Source organism: Avibacterium sp. 21-599, from assembly GCF_026226765.1.
In the GTDB taxonomy this organism is placed as follows: domain Bacteria; phylum Pseudomonadota; class Gammaproteobacteria; order Enterobacterales; family Pasteurellaceae; genus Avibacterium.
In genome coordinates this window covers 1-12,631 of sequence record NZ_JAKKOB010000004.1, presented here as the reverse complement: position 1 = coordinate 12,631, position 12,631 = coordinate 1, and the positions used below count along the sequence as shown (strand labels likewise).

The following is a 12,631-nucleotide window of genomic DNA, read 5'->3' as shown; positions in this document are numbered from 1 at the left end:
TTTGAGCTTGTGCTTAAAAATGGCGATCGCTATATCATCGCGACGGAAAGCTAATCTTCTGTAACATTAAGGAGGAAACGTGATGGATGAGGAAAAACAACCGATTCGCATACAACTTGCGAAACATCAAAATGAAGTAATTTTAACAGAGCGTTGGTTTTTAGATAATGCGGAGACTTACCAAAATGGGGATAAAAGTCGACCGGTGGATGCGACATTTAAAGCCTTAGTGAATGGTGAAACGGCATTTGCTGAAGTGTATGAAGCAATTAACAATGCCAAGCGTTCTGTTGATATAGCAATTTGGGGCTTTCAGCCCTCTATGTGTTTTAAGCGAGGTAGCGATGACAAAACTTACCGCATTGGGGATTTGCTCATAATCAAAGCGTATGAAAATGTTCAAATTCGTTTACTGGTTTGGAGTATGTGGTTTCATGCACAAACTTTTTTGGCTGAGAATGCCAATTTAGGAGGAAAACCGGGTGCGTTCCATAAGCGTGTAGCTGATGTGGGGAAAGAGCAAGAAGAATATGATAGATATTGGTATATGGCTATTGAAGGGCGCTTGCATACTGATCTTGATAATATTAGCCAAAATTATTCACATTTAGTTACTTTTTCCCGCACAGTGGCAAGAAAGAAAATCCAATATAAAAATCGCCGTATCGCTTTATTTAATGACACCTTTGATAACCGTAAGTATTTTGATAAAAATTTGCCTTGGCAAGCAGAGCTAACTTTATCTGCTACTTCTTCACATCACCAAAAAACAGTGTTAATTGATTATGAATTGCCAGAATGCGCAGTCGGCTTTGTGATGGAGCATAATATGATTGATAACTATTGGGATACGAACGAACATCATTATGGCGATATCAAACTTCCTCACCTAGGAAAAAATGTCAATACACCGTTACAAGATGTGTCGAGTGTTGTGACGGGTGAAGTGTTATGGGATATCAACTATAACTTCTGCCAATCTTGGGATCGTAATGGATTATTTGAAAATCGAGGGAATTATGAGGCGACAGAGAATCTCACCCAACAACGACAACATCTAACTCGTGAAATGTTTACCCCTAATGAAAAATTTGGCCATCAGGTTAAAGCCCAAATTTTACGCACTTATGATGAACCACGAGTCACCGATATTCAAAAAATTTATCTGCAAAATATCAAAAAAACGGTGAGCTATATTTACACGGAAAATCAATATTTTCGTTATCCTCCGTTAGTTGAAACCTTCCTTACCCATTGGGAAAAAATGCGACAAGCAGGACGAACTAGTCCGATTTACTGGTTTGCGGTAACAAACTCAAGTGATGATGGGCTTGGTAAAGGAACTTACACCACTAATCAAATGTTGAAATTATTAGGTAGACAAGATGTGATGCCTAATGTAGTAAGGCAGTTAAAGATTGAAGAAATCCAAACAAAAATTGAGTATTACTACTTTAGATTAACTCAGCCTAATTCACATTCAAAACCAAGTTTAGTGATGAAGAAAATCGATGAGTTGAAAAAACAAAAAGCTGACTTAGAAAAAGAGATAAAAGGCAGTCAAAAGAATGCTGAAAAAGGTATTGAGCAAGAAGATGCAGAGTTGCTCAAAAAACTTCAGGCAAAAATTGACCAAACACCGGGTATCAAAAGTCATATTTGCACCTTAGCCTCAGCCAATAGTTGGAATGAAGTCTATGTGCATTCCAAAGTTACCATTATGGATGATGTTTTTACAATAATCAGCTCAGCTAATTTAAATACCCGCAGTATGGAGAAAGATACCGAATTAGGCATTGTGGTTGAAAATGGACAAGTTGCCCGTGAACTGCGGCAAACCTTATGGGGCTTGCATACAAAGAATGATAGTGATGCCAATCCCCCTGATTTACATGATCACCGTGATGCTGAAAATGTATTTAAAATATGGGGAGATTTAATTAAAGAAAATCAGAAAGCAAGAGCAATGAAAGAAATGCCCAAGCGTCCTCTACGCCAATTTTTTCGAGCAGATCCAAAAGTATCGAGGTATGACTAATGAAACACCGTTTTTACACTTGTTTTAAAATCTTATTGGGGCTACTTATTGCCAGCTTAGTAGGGCTTTTTTTCCTCATAAGATACCTTGAATGTAACCCTATTTTTATGGGCGGAGGACCGAGTTATCGACCAGAACGTTGTACCGCCAAAGAAAAAGCACAACAAAAGGAAAATACTATGCAGAAAATGGAACAACTTGCTGCCTTAGAATTTAGCTGTGTTCACGAAGAGAGACCACCAATCCCCGAAGAAGCTCAACAACTTTACAACTATGCCCTTTATCAAGATTTACATAAAATGTGGACAGGGAAAGCAGGGGATTGGAATGAACTTTTGCCTTATTACCGAATTGCCGCAGCCAATGGGGATTATAAAGCCAATGTAAGGTTGCAATATTTATTAGAAACCAACCGAGCCTTAACCTCAACGAGCTATGATGAGGTGCATAATCTCAATAAACTTCTAGCTAAATCTCTTCCGGCAACAGCATATTATAAGCTTTATGGACATCTAGATATTGGCTTTGGCGTCACCACCAAAGAAAAAGACGGCAAATATGCCTATTTAAGAAAAGCAGCGGATTTGGGTAGTCGAGAAGCGCAATATGTGGTAGCAGAAATGCTTGAAAATATTGAAGATGAGAATGAATCTAAAGAGGCGTTTCAATACAGGTTAAAGTTGGTAGAGCAATTATTGCAATGTGCCTCAGAGCAAGGCTTAGGAACAGCCTCCGAGTCATTGGCACTAGGTTTTAAATTTGATAAAAGATATTCTGAAGCAGTGAGAGCATTCCATCAAGGGATAAAAAATGGTTCTTCACCATCGGCTAATCGACTAGCTTATGGTTTTGATGGAAAAAGAGAAAATAATGGCAAAGATATTTATTTTCTAGATCTTCTAGAGGATTTAGAAAGAGCAACTCGCTATAGAATAATTGAAAGTTATTTATTTAAATATGATTATCTCCAACCTAAAGTCCCCGACCTTGATGAAATCGTTCCCTTACCGCCCGCCAAACTTCCACCTTGGGATGGTAAAATCGCTTTCCAACGTTGGTTTGAAGGCCCTTCACCGCAAAAACCAAGTGATGAGCTAATGCAAAAACTCGCTGAAAACGCAGGGCTGGATTGGCAAACGGGTTTGCCGTTAAAAGAGAAAAAATAACGAAAAAAAACCACCGCACTTTAAAGTTAGGGCAGAAAGAAAAGTGCGGTGGAAAATTCCGCACTTTTTGAAATAGGGTAAAAAGTGCGGTGATAATGCTTTCCTTTTGTCCAAATTAAAAAATGGTGAAATGCCTAAACATCCCTTACGCCAATTTTTCCGAGCAGATCCTAACGTATCGAGGTTAGACTAATGAAACACCGTTGTTACACTTGTTTTAAAATCTTATTGGGGATACTTATTGCCAGCTTAGTAGGGCTTTTTTTTCTCATAAGATACCTTGAATGTAATCCTATTTTTATGGGCGGGGGGCCGAGTTATCGGCCGGAGCGTTGTACCGCCAAAGAAAGAGCTGAAAGTGAAAAATTGAAAAAGGAGTATAAAATGGATGTTATGCAACAACTTGCCGCTTTAGAGTTTAGCTGTGTTCACGAAGAGAGACCACCTATCTCCGAAGAAATCCAACAGCTTTACAACTATGCCCTTTATCAAGACTTACACAAAATGTGGACAGGAAAAGCAGGGGATTGGAATGAACTCTTGCCATATTACCGAATTGCTGCTGCCAATGGGGATTATAAAGCCAATGTAAGGTTGCAATATTTATTAGAAACCAACCGAGCCTTAACCTCAACGAGCTATGATGAGGTGCATAGTCTCAATAAACAGTTAGCCAGCCAATTGCCAGCCACCGCTTACTATAAACTTTACGGACACTTAGATATTGGTTTTGGTGTTACCACTAAAGAAAAAGACGGCAAATATGCCTATTTAAGAAAAGCCGCGGATTTGGGTAGTCGAGAAGCGCAATATGTGGTAGCAGAAATGCTTGAAAATATTGAAGATGAGAATGAATCTAAAGAGGTATTCGAATACAGGTTAAAACTGGCAGAACAATTATTGCAATGCGCCTCAGAACAAGGCCTAGGTGCTGCCTCTAAATCATTAGCTCTTGGTTTTAAAATTGATAAAAGATATTCTGAAGCGGTGAGAGCATTCCATCAAGGGGTAAAAAATGGTTCTTCATCCTCAGCTCATCGATTAGCTTATGGATTTGATGGTAAGCGAAAGAATGATGGTGAAGATATTGATTTTCTAAATCTGCCAGAGGATATAGAGCGTTCAGTAAGATATAAAATGATACAGAATTATTTGTCAGCAAAAGACTATCTCCAACCTAAAGTCCCCGACCTTGATGAAATCGTTCCCTTACCCCCAGCCAAACTTCCACCTTGGGACGGAAAAATCGCCTTTCAACGTTGGTTTGAAGGCCCTTCCCCACAAAAACCAAGCGATGAGTTAATGCAAAAACTCGCTGAAAACGCAGGGCTTGATTGGCAAACGGGTTTGCCGTTAAAAGAGAAAAAATAACGAAAAAAAACCACCGCACTTTAAAGTTAGGGCAGAAAGAAAAGTGCGGTGGAAAATTCCGCACTTTTTGAAATAGGGTAAAAAGTGCGGTGATAATGCTTTCCTTTTGTCCAAATTAAAAAATGGTGAAATGCCTAAACATCCCTTACGCCAATTTTTCCGAGCAGATCCTAACGTATCGAGGTTAGACTAATGAAACACCGTTGTTACACTTGTTTTAAAATCTTATTGGGGATACTTATTGCCAGCTTAGTAGGGCTTTTTTTTCTCATAAGATACCTTGAATGTAACCCTATTTTTATGGGCGGAGGACCGAGTTATCGACCAGAACGTTGTACCGCCAAAGAAAGAGCTGAAAGTGAAAAATTGAAAAAGGAGTATAAAATGGATGTTATGCAACAACTTGCTGCCTTAGAATTTAGCTGTGTTCATGAAGAGAGACCACCTATCCCCGAAGAAACCCAACAGCTTTACAACTATGCCCTTTATCAAGATTTACATAAAATGTGGACAGGGAAAGCCGGCGATTGGAATGAACTTTTGCCTTATTACCGAATTGCCGCAGCTAATGGGGATTATAAAGCCAATGTAAGGTTGCAATATTTATTAGAAACCAACCGAGCCTTAACCTCAACGAGCTATGATGAGGTGCATAATCTCAATAAACTTCTAGCGAAATCACTTCCGGCGACGGCATATTATAAGCTTTATGGACATCTAGATATTGGCTTTGGTGTCACCACCAAAGAAAAAGACGGTAAATATGCCTATTTAAGAAAAGCAGCGGATTTGGGTAGTCGAGAAGCGCAGTATGTGGTGGCAGATATGTTAGGGGATATAGATGATCCCGAAACGCTTCCATATAGACAAAAAATTATTGAGCAACTTAGACAATGTGCTTCGGACCAAGGCTTAGCGGAGGCTTCGGAGTTTTTAGGTATTCGTTATAAAAATCAAGGTCAATATGAGCAAGCAATTCAAGCGTTTCATCAAGGCGTAAAAAATGGTTCTTCATCCTCAGCTCATCGATTAGCTTATGTTTTTGATGGTAAGCGCAGAAATGATGGAAACGATATTACTTTTCTAAATCAGCCAGAAGATATAGAGCGCTCAGTAAGGTATAAAATGATATGGGATTATTTATTTGATCATGACTATCTCCAACCTAAAGTCCCCGATCTTGATGAAATCGTTCCCTTACCCCCAGCCAAACTTCCACCTTGGGACGGTAAAATCGCATTCCAACGTTGGTTTGAAGCCCCTTCACCACAAAAACCAAGCGATGAGTTAATGCAAAAACTGGCTGAAAAAGCAGGGCTAGATTGGCAGACAGGTCTTCCGTTGAAAAAATAAGGGGGAAACTACCGCACTTTAAATTATCATCGTTAATTATAAGGAAACCCATTATGCAACACTCAAAATCAACTTCCTCTCCACAACGTTGGTCTATTACGCCGAAAGGCAAAAATCCTGCTCATATTGGTGCCTCTGTGCTACACCCTGATGGTTCAGTTGGCCAGGTTGTGGGAGGGCAATCTACTGTTACCTTTGGTGGCAAAGCGGCGGCTTGTATTGGTGATAAGGTAGAATGCCCAGGACATAGTGGTGTAATTATCGCCGGAGCAAAAACCGTCTCCATTGGCGGTAAGGCCTTAGCCCGAGAGGGGGATAAAACCAGTTGTGGCGGGGTGATTATCAATGCTTTTCCAACGATTACCGTTTATGACAGCACAAAAACCGTGCATGGCAAAAGTATCGCTGGTGTTAAAGAGATTCGATTAAATTTAATGGAATCGGCACATTCAAAGCAGAGTGCTTATGCTGGAATGCCTTATAAAGTGATGATTGAACAGCAAGAGATTGGGCAAGGTGTTATTGATGAAACCGGCTCGCTTTATTTTGAAGTGAAAGACACAGACAAAGAAGGCGAAATTGAGCTAGGCAATGGGCAACGGTTTCATTTGCAATTAATTGAGGAAATAGACCTTGCTAGTACATTAGATAAACAAGGGTATCCGACAGAGCAAGCTCAAGATAACGAGCTTGCTGATTATCACCAAGTATTAAAGGATAACTAAGATGTCAAAAAACCGCTATCCAACCATTGTTATTTCAAAGGCCACAGGCCAAGGGAAGTTAAACCAAAGTTGGTTTTTACGGCAAGATGCCTGTAACGAGATGGGGGCGGAAAGGCCGGTGATTGTTCAGCCACCACCTGCAACACCGGCGACGTTTCAGCCATTGATTAATGGTCAAACAACTTTTGAAACCCTGTATGATTTTATCGCTAAGGCAAAACATTCTATCGACATTGCAATTTGGGGTTTTCAACCTTCTATGCTTTTTAAGCGAGATGGGGAATCTCCTTGCATTGGCCGATTATTGATACAAAAAGCCGTGCAAGGCATAGAGGTTAAGGTGCTAGTATGGAGTATGTGGATGGACCTTCAAACTATAAAAGGATTTGGTGAGGCCAACTTAGGAAGTGCGCCGGAGTTGATGTCTTTCCAGCAAAAAGGCAAAGCATATCAGAGTGAGGCGCAGCGCGCTTATGATTATTGGTGGTATCGTGCGGTGGCGGGCAAGATAGGAGAAAAGGATTTAGCCGAGTTAAACCGATTAAATGAAGTTTATTCGGAAACGGTGTTTAGAGGGGCTTTTACAGAACTTTATGGCTTTAGTTTCAGTGATAATCGTGTGAAATTGCAAGTGAAAAAACGCAGTGTGAAAAGTCATTTTAATCATTATCCTGAGGCCAGTGCGTTGCCTGTTATGAACCGGCTCGTATTGTATGTTTCCCCTTCCCATCATCAAAAGACGGTGCTGATTGATTATATTGACCCACCTAATGCAGTGGGATTCGTATTAGAGCATAATATGCTTGATGAGTATTGGGATGAAAGTACTCATTACAGCCGTCCTATCACGCCATATACGCAACGTAACGCCCCGATACCGTTGCAAGATGTTTCTTCTTTAGTAACCGGAAAGGTATTGTGGGATATCAACCATAATTTTTGCCAATCTTGGGATAGAAGTGATAGCCGTAATTTGGTGGGATGGGTTGACCGAGAGGCAAGGGAAGCCTACAACACGCCTTTGGCCGCAGATAGACGAAGAAGTGTGCTAACGCGAGATTCGTTTGCCCCACGTTCTGAGTTGGGTGAATTAATTATGGCGCAAATCTTACGCACTTATGATAATCCGAAAGAAGAGCATATCCGAGCGATGTATTTGGAGAATATCAAAAAGGCGAGCCATTTTATTTATACGGAAAACCAATATTTTCGCTGGACAGAATTGGTGCGAGCGTATCAATCCCATTGGCAACGATTGAAAGACAATGGGCGAGAGGTCAACCAACCGTTATATTGGTTTGTGGTGACCAATTCCAGTGATGCGGGAATTGGCAGTGGAACCTATAACACCTATCAAATGCTCAAGCTATTGGGGCGAGAGGATGTGCTGCTGGGGGTAAGCACCCAGTTGGATAGTGACAACTTAAATGATGGCGACTATACCAAATATGATGATTATCGAAAGAAAAGGCAAGAGCTAGAAGAGCAGCTTGAAACCTTAACTGCACAAGAGGAACGCGGGCAAGGTGGAGAGGCGGTTGCCCAGAAAAAAGCGGCAGTTTTAGAGGAGCTATCTGCATTAAGCGAACAGGAACAACAGGCGATTCAGGCACAATATGAAGAGATGAAACAACTCAAACGCGAAGTCAGTGATGCAGTGGGGATTCGGACGCATATTTGCACGCTAACCTCAATGGACGCGTGGCAAGAGGTGTATATTCATTCGAAAGTTACGATTATTGATGATGTGTTTACCTTTATTGGCTCAGCCAATCTGAATACCCGCAGTATGCAGGTGGATACGGAATTGGGGATTATTTCGGAGTGTCAGGCAGTGGCAAGGGCATTGTGTTATGATTTATGGAATTTACATACTAATCATAATCCTAAAGCAAATCCACATGAAATGAATCGTTTTGACACTACGGAGGTGATTTTTAGGATATGGCAAGATTTAATGAAAAATAATTTTGATGCAAAAGCAGATAAAGCTCTTCCGCTACAACCCCTATGTGAATTTTTACGTTTAACCACTGAAATTTCGAGGTCAGACTAATGAAATCAATCAAAAAACTAGTATTACTCAGTCTTATTGCCAGCTTGTGTGCGTGTCACACAGTGGCCTCAACCAGTAAGGATAAGCCGATGCAAAAAAACAACAGCATTTTAGATAATCTCTCTTTTGAATGTAAACATGAAGTGCGTCCACCTATTGATAAAGAGGTACATAGCCTCTATAACTATGCCCTTTATCATGATTTACACAATATGTGGCGGGGCAAAAAAGGTGATGAGGTCTGGCAAAATATGGCGACGTATTACCGTATTGCAGCCTATAATGGCGATTATCAGGCGAACTTACGCTTGCAATGGTTATTGGAAACCAAACGTGTGGTGGTAAAGAAACCACAAACAGAAGTGTATCACTTAAATAAAGAGTTAGAAAAAACTTTACCTGCCACCGCGATGTATAAACTTTACTATCATCTTGATAGCAACTATGGGGTAAAAACTACCCCAGGGGGGAAGTTTGCTTATCTGCGTAAAGCAGCGGATATGGGGAGTCGGGAGGCTCAGTTCGCCGTAGGCGAAATCCTTGAGAGAATGGATGATAAGGCAACATTCGCTTTCCGTACAGCTTTGGTTGAACAATTTCTAAGTTGTGCATCTCAACAAGGTATGGGAGAGGCGTCTAAATCGTTAGGAATTGGCTTTGAGCTAGATAAAAGGTATCAAGAGGCGATTCAAGTTTACCACCAAGGTGTAAAAGCAGGAAACAAATTATCAGCGCTTACTTTAGCGGACGGGTTTAGGATTACAAACTCTAAACAATTAGATTATTTAGGGGGATATGTGGATCTAGAACGTTCAACACGTTATCAGATGATCTATGACTATTTATCTACGTACTATTTTCTAAAAATCACCGTCCCTGACCTTGATGAAATCGTTCCCTTACCGCCAGCCAAACTCCCACCTTGGGACGGTAAAATCGCATTCCAACGTTGGTTTGAAGGCCCTTCACCGCAAAAACCAAGTGATGAGCTAATGCAAAAACTGGCTGAAAAAGCAGGGCTAGATTGGCAGACTGGATTGCCGTTGAAAAAATAAGGGAAAAACCACCGCACTTTTCATTGAGAGCATAAAAAAGTGCGGTGGAAAATTAAGGAGATTTTATGCCAACAGTAAAATTAACATTATTTGTTACAGGGTTAAGTTGCCTACTTATGGCTTGCTCCCCCAAGGCCAGCTCAACAGCCCCGAAAAAGCCCACCAGCATTTTAGATAACCTCACCTTTGAATGTAAACATGAAGTGCGTCCACCTATTGATAAAGAAGTACATAGCCTCTATGACTATGCCCTTTATCATGATTTACACAATATGTGGCGGGGCAAGAAAGGTGATGAGGTCTGGCAAAATATGGCTGTGTATTACCGTATTGCAGCCTACAATGGTGATTATCAAGCGAATTTACGCCTACAGTGGCTGCTGGAAACCAAACGTGTGGTGGTGAAGAAACCACAAACAGAAGTGTATCACTTAAATAAAGAGTTAGAAAAAACCTTACCTGCCACCGCAATGTATAAACTTTACTACCACCTTGATAGCAACTATGGGGTAAAAACTACCCCAGGGGGGAAGTTTGCTTATCTGCGTAAAGCAGCTGATATGGGAAGCCGAGATGCACAATATGAGATTGGGCAAATATTATTTAGGCTTCAAGATCCAGGCACTTTACGATTTCGATTAGATTTGAGGGAGCGGTTATTAGAATGTGCGTCTAATCAAGGTCAAGGAGATGCGGCAGAATGGTTAGGTATTTATTATAATTCTGATAAAAAATATAACAAGGCTATAGAATATTATCATACTGGAGTCAAGGCAGGTAATCAGCAATCAGCATTCAGATTGGCAGAGGGTTTTAGTGCGATAAACTCTAAACAACCAGAGTATTTAGGTGTTCATGTAGACACTGAACGTTCAACGCGCTATGAAATGATCAGTAGTTATTTGTTTAAATATTACTTTTTAAAACCCACCGTCCCCGATCTCAATGAAATCGTTCCCTTACCTCCAGCCAAACTCCCACCTTGGGACGGTAAAATCGCTTTCCAACGTTGGTTTGAAGGCCCTTCACCGCAAAAACCAAGCGATGAGTTAATGCAAAAACTCGCTGAAAAAGCCGGGCTAGATTGGCAAACTGGATTGCCGTTGAAAAAATAAGGAAAAAACCACCGCACTTTTCATTGAGGGCAGAAATAAAAGTGCGGTGGAAAATTAAGGCGGATTTATGGTTTTTGTTTAAGCATCACTGTTCTATTTTTATCCTAATGTAGCGAGGTTAGATTAATGAAATCAATCAAAAAACTTGTATTATTCAGTCTTATTGCCAGCTTGTGTGCGTGTCACACAGTGGCCTCAACCAGTAAGGATAAGCCAATGCAAAAAACCAACAGTATTTTAGATAATCTCACCTTTGAGTGTAAACACGAAGTGCGCCCACCTATTGATAAAGAGGTACATAGCCTCTATGACTACGCCCTCTATCACGACCTGCACAATATGTGGCGGGGTAAAAAAGGCGATGAAGTCTGGCAAAATATGGCAGTGTATTACCGCATTGCTGCCTATAATGGCGATTACAAAGCCAATTTACGCTTGCAGTGGTTATTGGAAACCAAACGAGTAGCAGTAAAAAAACCACAAACAGAAGTGTATTATCTCAATAAAGAACTGGAAAAAACCTTGCCGGCTACAGCGATGTATAAACTTTATTACCACCTTGATAGCAACTATGGCGTAAAAACTACACCGGGGGGGAAGTTTGTCTATTTGCGTAAAGCAGCGGATATGGGGAGTAGGGAGGCGCAACTTAATCTAGGACAGACATTAGCATTAATTAAAGATGATGCCACACTAAAATTTCGTCTAGATTTAAGAGAGCAATTACTGAAATGTGCAACAACGCAGGGGCAAGGTGAGGCCGCAAAGTGGTTAGGAATTTATTATGAATCTGATAAAAAATATCAAGAAGCAATTCAAGCCTATCATCAAGGTGTAAAATCGGGCAATCAGCAATCTGCATTTAAACTATACCAAGGATTTGATAAAAGCAAGAAGCATCGCCTAAATGCGGGAATTATCCAAGATCTTGAACGATCAAAACGCTATGAAATGATTGGCGATTATTTATTTGATTATGATTTTCTAAAACCCACCGTTCCCGATCTTGATGAAATTGTGCCTTTACCCCCTGCCAAACTTCCCCCTTGGGACGGCAAAATTGCCTTTCAACGTTGGTTTGAAGGCCCATCACCACAAAAACCCAGTGATGAGCTAATGCAAAAACTGGCTGAAAAAGCAGGGCTAGATTGGCAAACTGGATTGCCGTTGAAAAAATAAGGGAAAAGGCAATGCCCGTTGAATGTATTGATGTTAGTGACAAGGAATCTCATTATGCAAGACTCAAAATCAGCTTTTTCTCCACAACGTTGGTCTATTACGCCGAAAGGCAAAAATCCTGCTCATATTGGTGCCTCTGTGCTACATCCCGATGGTTCGGTTGGCCAGGTTGTGAGAGGGCAATCTACCGTCACCTTTGGTGGTAAAGCGACGGCTTGTATTGGTGATAAGGTAGAATGCCCAGGACATAGTGGTGTAATTATCGCCGGTGCAAAAACCGTCTCAATTGGTGGTAAGGCCTTAGCTCGAGAGGGAGATAAAACCAGCTGTGGCGGGGTAATTATCAATGCCTTTCCAACGATTACCGTTTATGACAGCACAAAAACCGTGCATGGCAAAAGTGCAGAGGGCAAACAGGAACTTAAATTATCTCTCTTTCAATCAGCCTTTTCTGAGCAAAAGAAATATGTAGGAATGCCGTATAAGCTTTACATTGATGGGAGTGAAGTTGGTGAGGGCGTTTCTAATGAAGAAGGGGATTTTTACCTTGAAGTTCCAGAAAACACCAACGAA

Annotated in this window: 10 protein-coding genes; all 10 read left to right on the top strand. The window is 40.8% G+C overall.

All coding sequences use genetic code 11. From position 1 onward, the window contains the following. The first annotated feature begins 82 nt into the window (after positions 1-82). Positions 83-2,038: a phospholipase D-like domain-containing protein gene (locus L5B83_RS12285; RefSeq protein ID WP_265778722.1), complete on the top strand. Its 1,956-nt coding sequence runs from the start codon at positions 83-85 to the stop codon at positions 2,036-2,038. Then, a complete protein-coding gene (locus L5B83_RS12280) occupies positions 2,038-3,204 on the top strand; it encodes a DUF6396 domain-containing protein (protein ID WP_265778721.1) in 1,167 nt (388 codons plus the stop codon). The genes L5B83_RS12285 and L5B83_RS12280 overlap by 1 nt, the downstream gene beginning before the upstream one ends. Positions 3,205-3,396: 192 nt before the next feature. Then, on the top strand, positions 3,397-4,575 hold the full coding sequence (locus tag L5B83_RS12275; RefSeq protein ID WP_265778720.1) for an SEL1-like repeat protein: 1,179 nt from the start codon (positions 3,397-3,399) through the stop codon (positions 4,573-4,575). A gap of 192 nt (positions 4,576-4,767) precedes the next feature. Continuing rightward, complete coding sequence (locus L5B83_RS12270; protein WP_265778719.1) at positions 4,768-5,928, top strand: SEL1-like repeat protein; 1,161 nt, start codon at positions 4,768-4,770, stop codon at positions 5,926-5,928. Between the two features lie 53 nt (positions 5,929-5,981). Next, positions 5,982-6,653: a PAAR domain-containing protein gene (locus tag L5B83_RS12265; protein WP_265778718.1), complete on the top strand. Its 672-nt coding sequence runs from the start codon at positions 5,982-5,984 to the stop codon at positions 6,651-6,653. 1 nt (position 6,654) lies between these two features. Continuing rightward, the gene (locus L5B83_RS12260) at positions 6,655-8,709 is read left to right on the top strand and encodes a phospholipase D-like domain-containing protein (RefSeq protein WP_265778717.1); all 2,055 of its coding nucleotides are present in this window, start codon (positions 6,655-6,657) and stop codon (positions 8,707-8,709) included. Beyond that, positions 8,709-9,764: a DUF6396 domain-containing protein gene (locus L5B83_RS12255; protein ID WP_265778716.1), complete on the top strand. Its 1,056-nt coding sequence runs from the start codon at positions 8,709-8,711 to the stop codon at positions 9,762-9,764. Before L5B83_RS12260 ends, L5B83_RS12255 begins: the two co-directional genes overlap by 1 nt. A 65-nt stretch (positions 9,765-9,829) precedes the next feature. Further along, the gene (locus L5B83_RS12250; RefSeq protein ID WP_265778715.1) at positions 9,830-10,879 is read left to right on the top strand and encodes an SEL1-like repeat protein; all 1,050 of its coding nucleotides are present in this window, start codon (positions 9,830-9,832) and stop codon (positions 10,877-10,879) included. A gap of 216 nt (positions 10,880-11,095) precedes the next feature. Then, positions 11,096-12,058 carry a DUF6396 domain-containing protein gene (locus L5B83_RS12245; RefSeq protein WP_265778714.1) on the top strand — a complete coding sequence of 321 codons (963 nt, stop codon included), beginning with the start codon at positions 11,096-11,098 and terminating at the stop codon, positions 12,056-12,058. A 54-nt stretch (positions 12,059-12,112) separates the two neighbouring features. Continuing rightward, a partial coding sequence (locus tag L5B83_RS12240; RefSeq protein ID WP_265778713.1) for a PAAR domain-containing protein occupies positions 12,113-12,631 on the top strand: 519 nt, incomplete at its 3' end.

Excerpts from the sequence above, each read along its gene's own strand:
- L5B83_RS12285 (WP_265778722.1), top strand. The coding sequence starts at position 83 with ATGGATGAGGAAAAACAACCGATTCGCATACAACTTGCGAAACATCAA.
- L5B83_RS12280 (WP_265778721.1), top strand. The coding sequence starts at position 2,038 with ATGAAACACCGTTTTTACACTTGTTTTAAAATCTTATTGGGGCTACTT.
- L5B83_RS12275 (WP_265778720.1), top strand. The coding sequence starts at position 3,397 with ATGAAACACCGTTGTTACACTTGTTTTAAAATCTTATTGGGGATACTT.
- L5B83_RS12270 (WP_265778719.1), top strand. The coding sequence starts at position 4,768 with ATGAAACACCGTTGTTACACTTGTTTTAAAATCTTATTGGGGATACTT.
- L5B83_RS12265 (WP_265778718.1), top strand. The coding sequence starts at position 5,982 with ATGCAACACTCAAAATCAACTTCCTCTCCACAACGTTGGTCTATTACG.
- L5B83_RS12260 (WP_265778717.1), top strand. The coding sequence starts at position 6,655 with ATGTCAAAAAACCGCTATCCAACCATTGTTATTTCAAAGGCCACAGGC.
- L5B83_RS12255 (WP_265778716.1), top strand. The coding sequence starts at position 8,709 with ATGAAATCAATCAAAAAACTAGTATTACTCAGTCTTATTGCCAGCTTG.
- L5B83_RS12250 (WP_265778715.1), top strand. The coding sequence starts at position 9,830 with ATGCCAACAGTAAAATTAACATTATTTGTTACAGGGTTAAGTTGCCTA.
- L5B83_RS12245 (WP_265778714.1), top strand. The coding sequence starts at position 11,096 with ATGCAAAAAACCAACAGTATTTTAGATAATCTCACCTTTGAGTGTAAA.